The organism is Prolixibacteraceae bacterium (assembly GCA_019856515.1).
Classification (GTDB): domain Bacteria; phylum Bacteroidota; class Bacteroidia; order Bacteroidales; family Prolixibacteraceae; genus Halosquirtibacter; species Halosquirtibacter xylanolyticus.
The window spans coordinates 1513670-1530728 of record CP082230.1 but is presented as its reverse complement, the minus strand read 5'-3'; the positions used below and the strand labels follow the sequence as shown (position 1 = coordinate 1530728).

Here is a 17059-nt window from a genome sequence, read left to right as displayed (position 1 = left end):
AAATGTAGTTATATGTGAATATATATAATGATATGTTGTTTTAAGTTTGTGGTAATATATTCGTTTAATAATTAATAATAGTACTATGAAAATAAGAGATTTTTTGACCTTTACATTTTTTTTGCTGTTAATCATTTCTTGCAAAGATTCTGATGATGATATTAGATTTGATGTGACAACAAAAAAAATAGAGTTCTACTCAAGAGAGAAAGCAAAGATTTTTGCCGATGGGCCTACTTCAATCGAGTATAAAGTAAAGAATCATGAGGTAGCAGTTGTTAATAAATTTGGAGAAGTAACTGCAGTTAAGGTTGGCAAGACTGAAATTGAGGTGACTGATGGAGTAAACACTTTTTTAGTTCCTGTTGAGGTGAAAGCAAAGTATGCAATATGGGACTTCCCCATTGGGATAAAGAAGGGTATTAGTACAAAAGAGCTTGAAGAGCTAAGAGGAGCTCCTATTAATAAACGGGTGATAAAAGAAGAGCCATTTATGGTTCTCTATGAGTACCATTCAGATGATCCAAGAGTTGAGAAACTATATTTCATTTTTAAAGAGGATAAGTTGTCCTCTATGTCACTATCATATGTAGAGCATCTTTGTCCAAATATAAAAGATGCTTTTTGGGAACGTTATTTTAGATTGAATAAATCTATAAAAGATTCTTATGTTTTTAGGGATCGAAGTAAGCAAGAACTCTCGACATGTGTTTTTATTTTTAGTAAGAGTACCAACTCAATTTCTTACAGACCATTATAAACATATCTATATGAATTTTATCGCATTGGATTAATGAAAATATCCTTTTTATAACTGATATAGATATGAGGTTATGTTTGTTTATTATTTTCAAATAAATATATTTGTTAGTTATTGTTAACCAATAAAGCAAATTATGAAAATAAGAGCACTTTCAATTTTTATGTTTCTGGGACTTTTTGCCGCTAGTTGCAGTAAAGATTCAAAAGAGGATGCAGGATTTAGTGTTACGACAAAGAGCATTGAATTTCTTTCAGGCGAAAAAGCACAAATTGTGGCTGATGGTCCTACATCAATTTACTATAAAGTAAGAAACATTGAGGTTGCTATCGCAAATAATCTGGGAGAAGTGACTGCACAAAAGGTCGGTAAAACGGAAATTGTGGTTACTGATGGGACTCACTCCTCTACAGTTCCTGTTGAGGTTAAGGCAAAGTATTCACTTTGGGATGCTCCTATAGGTAACGTTACAGGAAGTAGTGTTTCTGATCTTATTGATTTAAGAGGAAAACCAACACGTACGAGTAGTAATAGTACAAACCCTAATATTACCTATGTCATTTATGAAAGTGATAATCCAAAAATATTATTCTTAAGTTATGTGTTTGATCAGGATAAACTTAAGACTGTCGATTTAAGGTATGTTCCATATTTATGTCCAAATGTAAAAGACGCATTTAAAGAGCGTTACTTTGAGAAAAAACAGAGTAAATATGATTTGGAATTATATAATAGAAGTAAGTCTTCAGAAGCGACTATGAGATATGTATTTAATGATAAGTATAATTCTATCTTATATTATTCGAGATAAATAAATAATAACAGTAAGGTATTTTTTTATTAATGCCTTACTGTTGTTTATTATAGCCAAGGTTTCATAACACGATCGAGTGCATTCATTCCTTTTGCCCAAGAAAGAAAGATCCCATAATTGGTAATCGGGATATTGAATTCCTCTAAGTCAAGAACTCTACGGTTTAGTTTTTGTGAGGATATCATACATCCTCCGCAGTGAATGACTAAGTCATACTCTTCAATATTTTTATCTTCAAATTCTCTTCCAAAGCTAAAATCAATATGGATATCTGGTTTCTGTTTTTTTAGAATTTTTGGAATTTGTACTGTTCCAATATCTTCTTGTATTCGAGAGTGATTACATGCTTCACATATTAAGATATTACCATCGGACTTAACCTGTTGCCACTGCTTTATACCATCATAAAAAAGCGGAAGTTTTTGTGTGGCATGTTGTATCATCATAATGGAAAAGGTTGTTAACGATATCGAATCCGGCAACCAATCGTGGACGATATCCATGGCTTGTGAATCTGTAATAACAACATCAAGAAATGGGATTTGGCTAACAAAAGAGGTAAAGCGTTCTTTTTCTGTACTGTCATTACCTCGTGCTTTATTTAGGTCTAATCGATAGGTTATAGCATATGCCCAACTCCTAGTAATCTCTTCTAAAGCCATGTTTTGAGGTCTTAATAGTCGCTTTTCAGGAGTCTCCTCGTCCATTGGAATTATGAGTAGATAACTGTGTCCTTTCTTAAGAAAGGGGAGAAGTGAAGTACTTTCTTTATTGGTTTTAAGGTGTCTCTTAATAAATGATATTAACTCATTACGGACATCTTTTTGAAGTAAGTTTTTTGAGATAAAATGATCTTCTGAAATAAAGTGTGTCAGCTGCCCCGTAGATCTGTTTTCGTTAATTTGATTCTCGACTATTACAAAAGGTTTATTGTATTTTGTTGCTAAAGAGATAAGTTCCTCTTCGACCGTTTTGTCTTGTACATCTGTTGGAGTTGTGATGACAACTAAATCACACTCTTTAAGCGTTTGTATTACTTTATTTCGTTTCTTTTGACCTAATATTGAGGTTTCGTCAATTCCAGGTGTGTCAAATATTTTACATGGACCAATTCCATGTAGTTCAAAAAGAGTTATTTTGTGATCTGCAGTTGTTCCAGGAGTTGAATCAACAATGGATGTTTCTTGTTGTGTGAGTAGATTCATCAGGGTGCTTTTCCCTGCATTCATTCTGCCAAAAATACCTATCTCTACGCGTTTCATTATCTAAACATATTAATGATGCGCTAAAGATAAGTATATTTCGATAAACTTACTGAATTGTAATCTTACGACTAATCGTCTTTTTACTAAAATAAATTTTATAAAAATAGACACCCTTTGGGAATTTTGAAAAGTTAAACTTGAATATCCCACGTTCGGTTACACCAGACAAAATGCGTTGGCCGTAAATGTTGTAAAACTCATACTGCATGTTTTTATCGTTAGGATTATCAATTTTAATAGAGAAGTGACCATCATTGGGATTTGGGAATACAATTACATCAGAGAAAGTTGCACTCCTCATATCTCCAGCAGTGAATGCCATCATTTGTCCTTTTGCGGTGACATAGAATCGATTCTGTTGGTCATCTACTTTCTCAAGGGTATTGAATGGCATCAAGAAGCCCTCATCTTGTTTCAGTTCAATTCCTTCAAAAGTTTTTTCAACCTCTTCGGAAGCTACATCCGCTTGATCGTAGTAAAATGATAGATGATATTTTGTCTCTGTTGAGATATCCGTATTTTCAATCTCCCAATACCTGTTAAGAAAATTACCATCTGTAGGCATCGTGGTGTGCCTCTTGCCATTTGCTTTAAAACGTATATGGGCATTGTCATTCTCAGGATTAAGGTCTTCAAAACGTATAGATACTGGAGAGTATTGATTGTTAGCACCGATAGGAAGGTTGAAGACTAATGCTGGATCTGCACCAAAAGCAAAAAACTTTTTTATTGAGCCAAGATTATTTGTGTTGAAAAAACAACCTGCACCATCGACCGAACGAATAACCGTTGCATTTTCTTTCAGTGAAATATCTTCATCTCCTATATCAACGATACCTGAAGAGAGTTTTACTTCTTTACTTATTTCAAGTGGTGCTTCAATAAATAATTTAGGTTTTTCAGTTGGATCGGTCGGAGCTTTATTGACCTCTAGATTTGACATCCTTATAGGTCCTTCTCCTTTTACATATTGCTCTTGATTTCCAATGAAGGTAAAGAATCCCGATGAAAATTCATCAAATAGAGGAAAACTATTGTTTTGTATGTCTCCACTGATGGTGAAATTTCCATCCATTCGAATATAGGATTGATCTTTACTTTTTTCTCCTTTGCTTTCGAAATCACCATGAATGATAACATTCACATCTTTGGTGAGATTTATTGTTGCTCCTTTGATCGATACATAAGACTTTTGCGCATACACAGAGCATACGAAAAGACTTAGTAATATCCATATATGTAATCTTTTGTTCATGATAATTCTTTCCTTAAATTACTAGATCAAAGTCGCTTGGCCTTTTGTTTTTAATACTTTTGTGAACGTACTTTTTTGTATCTACAAGCATTAACCTTTTTCTTTAATGCAAAGCTATTTGAGCTCACTGTAAAAAATAGAGCATCTGTGAGTGTTCCTCCAGCAGTTGAGTCTACCCAATATTCACCATTTGTACCGAAGGATGCTTTATAATTATCAAAAAGTGATTGAAGTTCTGTTTGGTTTGGAAGTCTCCAATCAGAGTATCCAGAAAATGGCTCTTGAGCTTTTGCTACAGAGGTTGTATAGTCCGTATACTCTTCTGAAGCTTCAGAAACTATTAATACTTCTCTTTTACCAGAATTCACAGAGAAGACGATACCTCCCCATAAGCGATCACCTACCACTACGTCCATAGGTCTTCCTCCATATGTCATCCAACGGCTACCGTTAAAAAATACCGGGATGTGTTGGGTGAGATTATATACGACAAGCCCTTCAGCAGGATTTTTGATATCTTTGATCTCATTTGATGTCATTCGTGGAAATAAGAAACCTCTTGTGGTACTGTTTACTTCCATTGCAGCAGAAGGTGATTTTTCATCATTGCTTCCTACAACAATTTTGTTATAGCCCTTGACATCTTTGTTATTGTCTGCAACAATTCCTTTTTGCGCTTCAACAACTCCTTCAGCCCCAAACTTATTATTATAACTATCACTAAGATCTTTGATTGCTACGTCTAACTTTTTGTCAGCATCTGCTAAGCTTGTAGCAGTATTCGTATAACTCCCTGTAAGATCTGCTGCGTATGAGCCATCAGCATTAAGACCAGCCCCAGTTATGATATTGTTGGTCTTGTTTTGTAAGTCCGTTTGGGTGTTTTCTATGTTATTTGTTTTTGTTGTTAAATCACCAATCTGAGTTGTGTGATCATTTACGGATGTCTCTAAGGCTGTCGTTCTGTTTTCAACTCCTTCAATACGGGCAGTATGGTCTCCAATTTGGAGTTTTACCTCTCGTACTTTTCCATCTAGAATAAAGCTTTCATTCTGTAGAGAAGCAGCCGTGTTAATATAACTTGCAGCTGCAATAGGTGCGTAGCTTCCATCAGCTTGTAGACCACTACCAGCTTGCGTAGCATCAAGCTCTTTTTGTAAGTTACTGGTCGTTGTGATTATGTTGGTTACTTTGGTGCTATTCTCTTTTACTTTTTGATCAATAATTAGATCTGCATTTTGTAAAGATGTTGATCCGTTTAAATAGTTTGATGACGTTGGTTTAGAATAGTCCCCATCTTTTGTGAAGCCTGCTGCTGCAATCGTATTGTCTACTTTGGATTGTAGATCTGTAATGTTTGTTTCGTTTTGAGCAATCTTTACTTGGATGGCCGTATTGTCATTATCGATACGCGTAACAAGATTTCTATTTACGGCTAGTTCAGTGTCTGTTGCATGTAGTGCTTTATCTAAAAGAAAAACCTCTTCTTGTGCAAATTTCGCGGTGCTTACATAATGAGCAGATGTAATTGGTTTGTACTCTCCACCTTTTCCTAAACCGAGTGATCTTTGTGTTCTATCAAGTTCATCTTGAGTACCTGTAGATCCACCACCAATTGTTCCTAAGGTTTTATTGATCTCATCGATCTTAGTGATATTACGATTCACTGCCATCGAGTTTGATGCCGATCGAGCATCAACTGCATTTAATGTATTGTCTAATCTTATTGTGGCATCATGAATAGAAGTGGCAGACGAAATATAATTTCCATCAGCTTTCACTACATAATTTCCAGAAGGTACATCCAAACCTGCGCCTGTTCTTGTCGCATTGATTGATTTTAGTACTTGTGCAGGTGACCCTGCCGTTGTAGAAATTTTATCTAAATCGGATTGTAAATTAACACAAACTTGATCTAACAAGTAATCTGCATTACTAGCACTCGTTGCTGTACCAATATAGTGTGCTCTAGCATCAATCTCGTAGATATCCTGTCCTAGTGGCATCCAATCTGTTCCTTTCCAAAAATAGAAACCTTCTACTTTATAGGTTGCGGATGCTACTGTGTTGTATACCAAAAGACCATTTGGTTTTACCCCAGAAATAGGGTCGTTGGGTCCTTTAAGCTCAACTCGAGGAACAAGTACCCCTTTGTCGTTAGAATAGATATCAAGAACTGCAGTTGCTTCAGCAGGTGCATTTTTTATATCGCTAATAGAAACATTCTGCGCTTCTAGTTTAGTGTTCCATGAGAAAACTAGAATAAATAAGAATAACAGAACTGTTCCTTTGTTCTTTCTTTTGTTAAACAGATGACTTTTCATATACTATGGCTTTTCCATGTTCAATACAACGAGTGTAGAATATACTTAAGATAAATATACTTAAAAAAAATATTATGAAAAAGTATTATTACCCTTTATTGAGTTTCATCGCTAATTTATTATGATTAATTATATCAAATATTTCTATAAGAAAAATGAACACTTAGTGTATTTGATTTGTTCTACAAAGAAATTAAAAAATACAATATTATGGTTAATAAATTCGGATTAATATTCTTTTCTTTTCTATTATTCACATCTATCAACTTAAGAGCACAGGTATCTAAAGGTGAATTGGAGATTATAAAAAGTGAGTTAAAGACTGAGAAAAAGGAGCTTGTACGTCGTAATATGAATTTGATTTCAGATGAAGCGGATATATTTTGGCCTATCTATAATGATTATCAGCAAGAAAAGTCTGCGATAATGGATGAGCGAATCAAGGTTCTTCAACATTATGCGGATCAGTATTTGGTGATTTCTGAAGAGGATGCTAAAAAAGTTGCACTAGACCAGTTCAAGTTTAGGAAGAAAAGTATAATGTTACGTCAAAAGTATTTTAAAATTCTGTCTAAGAAGATGTCCCCAGTTTATGGAATTCGTTTTATTCAGATTGATCGTCAAATAGATCTTTTGATTGAAATGAAAATTTTTGAAAGCATGCCTTTGATGCAATATCGTTAGTAAACTTAATTTTACGATAAATAGAAATGAAAATTTAGCTTGTATGGTAATTGAACCATTACAAGCTTTTTTTTGTTTAATAGGTTAAAAGATTTATTATTATGAAGAAAATATTTTTTAGCCTCATGTTGGTTTTCACTTTCACTATTAATGTTTGTGGACAGGGGGTGTACTCTGTAAGAACCTACGCTGATACCGATATAGATAAAGAACAACGTGATCATCTATTTGAGATTATGCCAATGGTAGGATTTCAGTTTGGTGGTAAGATCAATTTTGTTCAAGGTAAGTTAGATATTAAAAATGATATGATGTATGGTATCTCATGTGGAATGCAGATATATTCTGATGCAGATGTCGAATTTGCCTATTCGAGAATGGATACTCGTGCTAATTTTAATAGTAGTGGTGTCTTAAAGAGTGGTAGTTATAACTTGAGTGTTGATTATTTTCAGCTAGGGTATTTGCATTATCTTAAGAGTGGTCAGTTACGACCTTTTGGATTAATTAGTGTAGGGGCTACACTATTAAATTCGAAGGATGATACCGTAAGTGACACCTCTCTTTTTTCTATGGCACTTGGGGGTGGGATCAAGTACTATATTAATGATAAGTTTGGCTTACGTTTACAGGGACGTTTGTTGATGCCAATGTATTTTAATGGAGCTGGATTTATGGTTGGATTTAATGGAGCAGGGTCTTTCACATCTGTAGGAGTAAGTGCGACAGAAGTATTAGTGCAAGGAGATTTGAGTGTCGGAGTTATTTATCGATTTGGAAGCTAATGTTTAGTATAGCATCTGTTTGTGAAAAAATAATGACACGTTTAGAGATCATAAAAAAGGTTGCATCATATAGTAATGATGCAGCCTTTTTTATTTAGTATGACTGATGTTTAGTAATTGAAAATCTCTTCTAGAGAAAGTTCTTCTACTTTACCAAACTTGGAAAGTCTTTTGGGTGTAAGTTTTGATCTATTTCCTTCCACAATAATAGTGTAGTGGTCCGATTTTACTCTGTTGTTAAAGAAGTCATTAATATCTTTTAGTGTTGCAACTTTTGCATATTCATAAACATCTTTACGAAGATCATGAGTATATCCCATCTTTTCGTTCTCTAGGTATGTGAACAGGAGATTATTGCCCGTAATGCGCTCTGATTCAATTTTACGACGGATAGACTCTTTCGCTGTATCAAAGGAAACCTGAGAAAGAGGCATGTCTGTAAGAATCTCATCCATTGCTTTCAATGCATTATCAAACTTATCTGCTTGTGTTGATATATTGGCATAAAGAAGTGATGGCATATTCTTCTCATATGGTTTTGTGTAATAAGACCATGCTGAATAAGCTAAAGCTCTAGATTCACGAATTTCTTGGAAAACAATAGATCCCATTCCTCCACCATAGTATTCATTGAATAGAGAAAGTTTTGGGAAATCTTTTACTTCAGTTTTACCTTTATTGTTGATCATACGAACGAATGCTTGAACCATGTCGTAATGAACAAAATAGACTTTATTTTCTTCAGTTTTCTCGTATGTGTAATCTTTCATTGCAGGTTTTGGAAGGTAGTTGTCTGCCCAATAGTGCGTTTTTTTCAGATTACTAACTACATCATTGGCATCTTTAGGACCGTAATAGATGATCTTATGTGGGTATGATGTCAAGTTTTTGATGTATGTAACCAGCTCTTCCGCTTTTAGTTTTTTCATCTCTTCTGCAGAAATGATATCTGTCACTTTGTTATGCTTTCCATGAAGTGCATATTGAAGAAGGTTACTGCGGAAAATTGTGTTTTTATCATTCTTTGCTTCTTCTCTAATTTTTAGATCATCTTTAACCATGTTATCTAGTGCCTCTTGGTTTGAGGTGACATTTTTAAGGAAATCTTCTACCAATTCCTCTCCTTTTGTCATATTCTCACTAAGTCCACTAATTGTGATATCAAAATATTTTGATCTAGCTTGAGCTTGGAAATCAATACCTTCTTTATAAAGTTCTTTCTTGAACTCTTCTGCAGTCTTATTCTTCGTTCCTAGGTACTCTATTAAGTTCGCTGTATACTCTAATTTTTTGTCTGCTAGTTTACCAACTTCAAAACGGAACGTTAGATTGAAAAGATCATTTTCACTGTTCTTTGCAGCATAGAAAGTTACATTGTCGTTCATCTTCTCTTTATGGATTGCATTCTTGTAATCAATAAAGACTGGCGATAATCTTGGTGCATCTTCATTTGCAATCATCTTTACGAATTCAGATTGAGCAGTTCTGTTAATTGGAACAGAAGTGATCGCCGGCTTATCTACTTTGGTAATATTCTGAAGTTTTCCTTTTCTTTTGTAAACTATAGCATAGTTTTTATAGTTCTCATTGGCGAACTTCATGATGTCTTCTTTGGTTAATTTAGCCATTTCATCATAAAGATCAACACATTTGTTCCATGAACGCTCTGCTATAAAAGAGTCAACAAATTTGTCTGCTGTAGCGCCCTTTGCTCTGGCAGCAATATCATCTTTTTTAAGATTGTTGATTACAGCTTGAATTAACCATGTGTCAAATTCCCCTTTTTTTATCTTCTCAACTTCTTGGTTGATTAAAGATTCTGCCTCTTCTAGTGTTTGCCCTGGTTTAGGAACTGCATAGAAACAATGAGCTCCGAACTCTTGCATGAATTGAGTAAAAGAACCAGAAGCCATCATCTTCTGTTGCTGGTTGATATCTAAATCTAGAAGGCCTGCAACGGAATTACTCATTAGCATATCAATAAGCTTAACTTTTGGATAGTCTGTTGAAGCTTCTCCATTAAAGCGATAGGCCATATAAAGCATCTCCATCTGTGGACCATATACATCTGCTTTTTCTATCTTACTTAGGGCAGGTGTCTCAGGATATGTCATTGGAGCCACCGGTTTCTTTTCCATCTGCCCCCAGTACTTATCAATCAATTTGACTGTCTCTTCCATATCTATATCTCCAGCCAAGCAGATCGCCATATTGTTTGGCACATAGTACTTGTCATGATACTTGTTGATATTGATCATGGAAGGATTCTTTAGATGTGCAGCCTCTCCAATGGTTGTTTGAGTTCCGTAAGGGTGATTTGGATACAACATACGGAAAAGGTTATTCCATACCTGTGTTCCTTCTCTATCTTGACTCATATTGAACTCTTCATAAACAGCTTCAATCTCAGTGTGAAAAAGACGTAGTGTAAGTTCAGAGAATCTTTCACTCTCAATTTGTAACCATCTTTCTAATTCATTCGATGGAATATTGTTTACATATACCGTACGGTCTGTTGATGTATATGCATTGGTTCCTTTTGCCCCAATTAGACTCATCAACTTATCGTACTCATTTGCAATTGCATATTTAGATGCTTGTTGTGAAACTTCATCAATTTGCTTATAGATAGCAGCTTTCACATCAAGATCCTCTGTGTTTTTGTGCTTTTCATAAAGGTCAGAGATCTTCTGGATTAGAGCCTTTTCTTTTGGCCAATCGATCGTTCCGATCTTAGATGTACCCTTAAACATCATATGCTCAAGGTAGTGAGCTAGTCCTGTCGTCTCTTTAGGATCATAAGAGGACCCTGCACGTACTGGAATATAGGTCTGGATTCTTGGCTTTTCTTTGTTTACAGAAAGATAAATCTTAAGTCCATTCTCAAGTTGGTAAATTCTTGTATGGGTTGGATCATTTGTTACTTCTGTATACGAGTAACCATTTGCGTCTTTTTGTGTAATTGTTTCGTATTTCTGTTTTGGCGTGCATGATGCCAAAAGTACAACTACAATCAAAGACAAGATAGAGATGTTGCTCATTATCTTTTTCATTGTAAAGAATTTAATGTTGAATAGATAAACTTCGACTAGAATATTAATGTAAATATAAGTTAAAAATGTCGATTGTTAGATAATGTTTGTCATTAATATTAATGAAATGAGAATATTAATGACACCATAATTATGTATATCATGGTGTGTCATAATGGTATATACTATCTCTTGAGATAAATAATGTCCTTAGTTCACTATTTATGTGAGATCTTAAAATAACTGGTATAGGCTAATTGTTCTAATTGGAATGATTGATGATTATAGTGACTCTCTGTCTCTTTATTTCTGCTAGACTCGCCTGCTTAGTGGAGTATAACTTAATAATAGAAGCATCTTATATTTATCTGTTTTTGAGACTCTATCTTAAATTGTAGAATTAGATCAGCTATTTAATATTCAATAATAGAAGAGTTCTGTTCAATTTAGGATTAGTTTCATCGCAAAGTGATAAAGAGACAGGAAAAATAGATGATATAAAAAAAGTTAAAGCTTGCCTATTTTGATTTTACATAAATAAAATGGACCTATTAACCTCTTCTCTAAAAGGCTTTCTAATAAGCTTATATCATACGTTTTATAGAATCGAATAATAGACTAATATAACATATAGGTCTATGGTACGGATAGTCGTTTGATTTTGCTAGGAAAACAGTAATCTTCCTCTTAGTTTTGCCAATCAAATTATATGAGTAATGCTTTGTATCTCAGATTATTGTGTGAGATGTTCTGGCATATCATTTATATCTATATGAATATGAAGAAAGTATTTATTGCTGCTGTTGCAGCACTATTAATGATAGGTTCTACCTTTCAAGCCGACGCACAAGAAAACTACAACACAAGAAAAATCCAATCTACTTACTTTAAAGTAAAAGGTGGATATGGATGGGGTGTAGCCAAAGATGGTTACTATATTGATATGGGTCAAGGAAGTTCTGTTGATGGAGTCCAAGAACAAATCTTCACCTCTTTGGGAGGAGGAGCCATTGCAGGAATCGCAGTAGGACACTTCTTTACAGATCATTTTGGAGCAGAACTTGATTTTACCTACTTAAAAGGAACGAAACAGAATGTTCAGAATGTTTCTGTAGGTGGTGTGACTTATCAGTCTGCTGATGCATATACCAATCAATATCGATTGGCTCCAACAATTATTATGAGTACAGGTAATAGCAAAACATTTAGTTTGTATACTAAAGTAGGTTTTGTATTGCCGATGGGTGGATATGCTATGGTCGAATCTAGTGCTGTTGATCCTAATACATCCGCAAAGATGGAAATTGACCAGAAGATTAATGGTGATTTTTCAATCGGTTTTACTGGAGTACTAGGTGTTCAATATCGAATTAATGATCGTTTTGCAGCATTCGTTGAATTGGAAGGGGTTTATTTAAATATCAAACGTCAAAAATCTACCATTGAAAAATTTCATGTTAATGGTAATGACCAATTGGATAACTTTACTGCAATTACAGGAAAGCCTATAGAGGTAGAGTATGTTGATTCCGTTGATTCAAACAATCCGGATCCTTCAAAAGCATTAAAGACAACATCACCATATAGTAAACAAGGTTTCAATATTGGTATTACTTACTTTTTGTAAGAATCTTTTTTGTTCTACGTATACAAAAGGATATGGAGTTTATTAATACTCTATATCCTTTTTTTATGTGTTGACCTTTCTATTGCTATATAGTCGATAGAAAGGTCAACAATATATTTAATCTAGTTGTGCTATTATTGTACGGAGAGGTTATTTAGTCCTGAATTTCAGTTTTAGATTTCAGAAGGTAATAGTTTGTTTCACAGGGATTTTTTCTGTTTAGAGTGTCCCACTTTGTTTTTATTTGATTATTCAATCGATATAATTACCTATTTTTATCATACGATTTAGTGGAAATATTGTACTCTAGATCAATGATTAAATTAACCATAAGACAAACTGTTACAAATTATGAAAAGAGCATTAGGCTTTTTAGTTCTTGCAGTGATTGCATTGACAGCTTGCCAAAGCAAAAAGGCAGAAACAAACTTCATTGAAGAGAATACTCAATTTGCGGCCGATCAAATAAACTTAGAGTTTAAGAAGATGGATAGCCTTGGAGTAATCTTAAATCCTCGTACACTACATCGTGACGGTACGGTAAGGTATAATAAGCCAAGGTTGTGGACAAGTGGATTTTTCCCTGGTTCTCTTTGGTATTTATATGAACTGACTGGAGATGAGAAATGGAAGCAGAGAGCGGAGAAGCTAACTAAGACTATCGAAAGTCAACAGTTTACAACGAGTAATCATGATGTTGGATTTATCATCTACTGCAGTTTCGGTAATGGATATCGTCTGGCCAATATCCCAGAATATAAGCAAGTAATTATTAATGCAGCAAAATCATTATCTACTAGATTTCGTCCTCAAGTAGGATGTATTCAATCTTGGGGTGTAACGAATGGCTGGCCTTCAAAGCGTGGATGGCAATGTCCCGTAATCATCGATAATATGATGAACTTAGAGCTGCTTTTTGAAGCATCAAAACTCTCTGGTGACGATAGTTTCCGAGATATTGCAATTAAGCATGCTGATACTACAATTAAGAATCACTATCGTAAAGACTATAGTTCATTCCATGTTGTCGATTATGATAGCATCACGGGTGCTGCTCGTAATGGTGTAACTGCTCAGGGATTTGCTGATGAATCGGCATGGGCTCGTGGTCAGGCATGGGGACTATATGGTTACACAATGTGTTATCGTGAAACAAAAGATCCTAAATATCTGGAACAAGCTGAACGTATTGCCGAGTTTATGTTGAACCATCCACGTCTACCGAAAGATATGGTTCCTTATTGGGATTACGATTGTACTGATATTCCAAACACATATAGAGATGCTTCTGCAGCAGCAGTGACAACTTCTGCTTTATATGAACTATGTACATATGTTGAAGGTGTAGATGCTAAGAAATATAAGGATGCTGCAAATAAGATTCTATCGAGTCTGGCATCACCAAGTTACAGAGCAAAGTTAGGAGAAAACCACAATTTTATTTTGATGCATTCAGTTGGAAGTATTCCTCATAATAATGAGATTGATGTTCCATTAAATTATGCTGATTACTATTTCTTAGAGGCATTGGTTCGTAAAAGAGAACTTGATAAGAAATAAACAATCATTCTAATATAACGTTAGATCGTACTGTTTTAAATAAAGGCTAATAGTGTATTCATGTGATACTTCTATTGGCCTTTTTTATGTCATTTAATGTAACAATACTTGATCTGCTTGGGGACTAAACCATGTTTGTTTCGAATATTGGCTTATAATATTATTAAATTATTTTCTCTACCACTGAATCTGTTTTTCCTATCTGTATCCACAATCTAGACTACTATTATCCACTATTTTCATCTATTGTGTATACCTTTAGAATTACTATATGTGAGTAAGTGTTTGTTTTTTAATGGTTTGTGTTTTTTTGTTGGTTCCGATTTTGATCCCTTTATATTATGGTATTCTGTTTCGACTTAATTTTGATCATATCGTTTTAACGTTGTGTTATAATCGAATAATTAAATAAATAGAAACTAGTTATGAAAAAGGTACTGGGCATTATAGCATTATGCTTGATGGTTTTATCATCATGTCAAACTAAAAAATCTGACAAAGATTTTATTAAAGAAAACACGGACTTTTCTGCCAAGCAAATCTCATTGGAATTTAAAAAAATGGATAGTCTAGGTGTTATTCTTAATCCAAGAACAATACATCATGATGGTACTGTTAGATATAATAAACCAGCACTTTGGACAAGTGGTTTTTTCCCTGGATCACTTTGGTATTTATATGAACTTACAGGTGACAATATTTGGAAACTTAGGGCTGAAAAATTGACTAAGACGATTGAAAATATGCAGTATTCTACGCGAACTCATGATGTGGGATTTGTAATATATTGTAGCTTTGGTAATGGTTATCGTTTGGTGCATACTCCAGAATATAAGCAGGTTATTATCAATGCTGCAAAATCTCTTACAACAAGATTTCGTCCTAGAGTGGGTTGTATTCAATCTTGGAGTACAAAAAAAGGTTGGCAAGCAGAGAGAGGATGGCAGTGTCCTGTAATTATCGATAACATGATGAACCTAGAACTTCTTTTTGAAGCTTCTAAGATCTCTGGTGATGACACGTTTAGAGATATTGCGATTAAACATGCTGATACAACCCTTAAGAATCATTATCGTAAAGATTATAGTTCATTTCATGTGATAGATTATGATAGTATCACAGGTGCTTTTCGAAAGGGCTGTACTGCACAAGGATTTGCAGACTACTCAGCATGGGCTAGAGGACAAGCATGGGGGCTATATGGATATACGATGTGCTATCGCGAGACCAAAGATCCTAAGTATTTAGAGCAAGCAAAACATATAGCGTCGTTTATTCTAAATCATCCGCGTCTTCCTAAGGATATGGTGCCTTATTGGGATTTTGATTGTACTGATATTCCTGATACTTACAGAGATGCTTCTGCTGCTTCTGTAACCTCTTCCGCTTTGTATGAACTGTCCACATTTGTTGAAGGAGATGAATCTAAGAATTTTAAAACTGCTGCAGATAATATCATGGCAAGTTTGGCATCACCAAGCTATAAAGCAAAATTGGGAGAAAACCATAATTTCCTTTTGATGCACTCTGTAGGGAGTATTCCTCATAATAATGAAATTGATGTACCACTAAATTATGCTGATTACTACTTTCTTGAGTCGTTGGTTCGTAAAAGAGAAATAGAAAAAAATTTAAACTAAATACCAGTATATTTGATTTATTGTTCAAGGGTGTCCACTGGTTGGGCACTCTTTTGTTTGTAATAAATAATCTATTTACATCTCTATTTTTACGGATAACAACTATCTTCACAAGAATAATTGTAATTAGTCCAACACAATGCAACAACTCAAGTTAAAAACCACGATTGAAGAATATGTGCTGTTCAAAGATTTTGCAGACTCGTATAAGTTAGGGCCTAAAGATTTGATCCTAACTAATCAATCCCTTTATAAAGCATTTTTATCTCCTTTAGAGATCCCATGTATTGTGATCTTTAGAGAACAATTTGGTCGTGGAGAACCCAATGATGAGATGATCAATGCCATCATATTAGAAATAGAACAGTATGATTTTGAAAGAGTGGTTGCGATAGGAGGTGGCTCCATTGTGGATATTGCGAAGCTACTGGTGCTAGAGGGTGTCAATGATATAGTTAATGTTTTCGAACAGAAGCAATCGTGTAACAAAAATAAAGAGCTTATAGTGGTTCCAACCACTTGTGGCACGGGGAGCGAAGTGACTAATATTTCCATTGTTGAGATTAAATCGAAACACACCAAGATGGGGTTAGCCAACGATGCTATTCTTCCTGATCATGCCATTCTTATTCCAGAACTATTACGTGGACTTCCATTTAAATATTTTATGACGAGTGCCATTGACGCTCTAATTCATGCAACCGAAGCACTGGTGTCCCCTAAGGCCTCTCCCTATACAGATCTTTTTAGCCGGGCTGCCATTCAATCTATTGTGACTATCTTTCAGGGTATCGTGAGCCATGGAGAGGACTATCGCATGGATTACCTCGCTGAAATGCTTCGAGCAAGTAACCAAGCAGGGATAGCATTCGGGAATGCTGGCGTAGGAGCAGTTCATGCGCTCTCTTATCCGTTAGGTGCTGCTTATCATGTTCCTCATGGAGAGGCTAACTTCCAATTTTTTACTCCTGTTTTAGACTTATACCATAAATATCATCCTGAAGGAAAGATTCAAGAGTTGTGCCTTCTTCTTGCCTCTATACTTGATGTGAAGCCTTCGGAGGCAATAGATTCTCTAGATGACCTTCTAAAGCGATTGATTCCTAAGCCTAAATTACATGAATATGGAATGAAAGAAGAGGAGATAGTATGTTTTGTGGATAATGTCATCTTAAGCCAACAACGTCTTCTGAAGAATAACTACACAGCTCTCACTAGATCAGATATGGAAGCCATATATCGTAATCTATATTGAAACAGGGATCTATAGCAAATCCGAATAGGGGTGCTATAGATCCCTGTTGGATTGTGTG

At 34.8% G+C, this 17059-nt stretch carries 12 protein-coding genes; 8 read left to right on the top strand and 4 right to left on the bottom strand.

What is annotated here, in order from left to right; genetic code table 11:
- The first annotated feature begins 85 nt into the window (after positions 1-85).
- Both K5X82_05180 and K5X82_05175 read left to right on the top strand, forming a co-directional pair.
- Positions 86-760: an Ig-like domain-containing protein gene (locus K5X82_05180; protein ID QZT38297.1), complete on the top strand. Its 675-nt coding sequence runs from the start codon at positions 86-88 to the stop codon at positions 758-760.
- Positions 761-896: 136 nt separating this feature from the next.
- Positions 897-1571: an Ig-like domain-containing protein gene (locus tag K5X82_05175; protein ID QZT38296.1), complete on the top strand. Its 675-nt coding sequence runs from the start codon at positions 897-899 to the stop codon at positions 1569-1571.
- A 50-nt stretch (positions 1572-1621) separates the two neighbouring features.
- Here the strand turns inward: K5X82_05175 and K5X82_05170 are convergent, their stop codons facing one another.
- From K5X82_05170 to K5X82_05160, 3 genes are read right to left on the bottom strand one after another with little or no spacing between them, the layout of a single operon-like run.
- Entirely contained in the window at positions 1622-2836 is a 1215-nt protein-coding gene (locus K5X82_05170; GenBank protein QZT38295.1) for a GTP-binding protein, read from the bottom strand.
- A 49-nt stretch (positions 2837-2885) separates the two neighbouring features.
- Positions 2886-4094, bottom strand: coding sequence for a T9SS type A sorting domain-containing protein (locus K5X82_05165; GenBank protein ID QZT38294.1), 1209 nt, complete (start codon positions 4092-4094; stop codon positions 2886-2888).
- Between the two features lie 50 nt (positions 4095-4144).
- Positions 4145-6418: a DUF1566 domain-containing protein gene (locus K5X82_05160; GenBank protein ID QZT38293.1), complete on the bottom strand. Its 2274-nt coding sequence runs from the start codon at positions 6416-6418 to the stop codon at positions 4145-4147.
- A gap of 210 nt (positions 6419-6628) precedes the next feature.
- Between K5X82_05160 and K5X82_05155 the strand changes: the two genes are divergently transcribed.
- Both K5X82_05155 and K5X82_05150 read left to right on the top strand, forming a co-directional pair.
- A complete protein-coding gene (locus tag K5X82_05155) occupies positions 6629-7102 on the top strand; it encodes a hypothetical protein (GenBank protein QZT38292.1) in 474 nt (157 codons plus the stop codon).
- 101 nt (positions 7103-7203) lie between these two features.
- Positions 7204-7887, top strand: a complete 684-nt coding sequence (locus K5X82_05150; GenBank protein ID QZT38291.1) for a porin family protein — start codon at positions 7204-7206, stop codon at positions 7885-7887.
- 110 nt (positions 7888-7997) lie between these two features.
- On the opposite strand, the gene K5X82_05145 is transcribed toward K5X82_05150, so the two are convergent.
- A complete protein-coding gene (locus tag K5X82_05145) occupies positions 7998-10940 on the bottom strand; it encodes an insulinase family protein (protein QZT38290.1) in 2943 nt (980 codons plus the stop codon).
- A gap of 757 nt (positions 10941-11697) precedes the next feature.
- Here K5X82_05145 and K5X82_05140 point away from each other — a divergent pair.
- The 4 genes from K5X82_05140 (at position 11698) to K5X82_05125 (ending at position 17001) form a co-directional block, all read left to right on the top strand.
- Positions 11698-12546: a porin family protein gene (locus K5X82_05140; GenBank protein ID QZT38289.1), complete on the top strand. Its 849-nt coding sequence runs from the start codon at positions 11698-11700 to the stop codon at positions 12544-12546.
- A gap of 351 nt (positions 12547-12897) precedes the next feature.
- Positions 12898-14106 (top strand): glycoside hydrolase family 88 protein, encoded by a 1209-nt coding sequence (locus K5X82_05135; GenBank protein QZT38288.1) that lies wholly within the window; start codon positions 12898-12900, stop codon positions 14104-14106.
- A 425-nt stretch (positions 14107-14531) separates the two neighbouring features.
- Positions 14532-15746 carry a glycoside hydrolase family 88 protein gene (locus K5X82_05130; protein QZT38287.1) on the top strand — a complete coding sequence of 405 codons (1215 nt, stop codon included), beginning with the start codon at positions 14532-14534 and terminating at the stop codon, positions 15744-15746.
- Between the two features lie 139 nt (positions 15747-15885).
- The gene (locus K5X82_05125; protein ID QZT38286.1) at positions 15886-17001 is read left to right on the top strand and encodes a 4-hydroxybutyrate dehydrogenase; all 1116 of its coding nucleotides are present in this window, start codon (positions 15886-15888) and stop codon (positions 16999-17001) included.
- The last annotated feature ends 58 nt before the right edge of the window (positions 17002-17059 follow it).

What these genes read in the sequence shown, in the direction of transcription:
- K5X82_05180 (QZT38297.1), top strand. Translation starts at nt 86, where the DNA reads ATGAAAATAAGAGATTTTTTGACCTTTACATTTTTTTTGCTGTTAATC.
- K5X82_05175 (QZT38296.1), top strand. Translation starts at nt 897, where the DNA reads ATGAAAATAAGAGCACTTTCAATTTTTATGTTTCTGGGACTTTTTGCC.
- K5X82_05170 (QZT38295.1), bottom strand. Translation starts at nt 2,836, where the DNA reads ATGAAACGCGTAGAGATAGGTATTTTTGGCAGAATGAATGCAGGGAAA.
- K5X82_05165 (QZT38294.1), bottom strand. Translation starts at nt 4,094, where the DNA reads ATGAACAAAAGATTACATATATGGATATTACTAAGTCTTTTCGTATGC.
- K5X82_05160 (QZT38293.1), bottom strand. Translation starts at nt 6,418, where the DNA reads ATGAAAAGTCATCTGTTTAACAAAAGAAAGAACAAAGGAACAGTTCTG.
- K5X82_05155 (QZT38292.1), top strand. Translation starts at nt 6,629, where the DNA reads ATGGTTAATAAATTCGGATTAATATTCTTTTCTTTTCTATTATTCACA.
- K5X82_05150 (QZT38291.1), top strand. Translation starts at nt 7,204, where the DNA reads ATGAAGAAAATATTTTTTAGCCTCATGTTGGTTTTCACTTTCACTATT.
- K5X82_05145 (QZT38290.1), bottom strand. Translation starts at nt 10,940, where the DNA reads ATGAAAAAGATAATGAGCAACATCTCTATCTTGTCTTTGATTGTAGTT.
- K5X82_05140 (QZT38289.1), top strand. Translation starts at nt 11,698, where the DNA reads ATGAAGAAAGTATTTATTGCTGCTGTTGCAGCACTATTAATGATAGGT.
- K5X82_05135 (QZT38288.1), top strand. Translation starts at nt 12,898, where the DNA reads ATGAAAAGAGCATTAGGCTTTTTAGTTCTTGCAGTGATTGCATTGACA.
- K5X82_05130 (QZT38287.1), top strand. Translation starts at nt 14,532, where the DNA reads ATGAAAAAGGTACTGGGCATTATAGCATTATGCTTGATGGTTTTATCA.
- K5X82_05125 (QZT38286.1), top strand. Translation starts at nt 15,886, where the DNA reads ATGCAACAACTCAAGTTAAAAACCACGATTGAAGAATATGTGCTGTTC.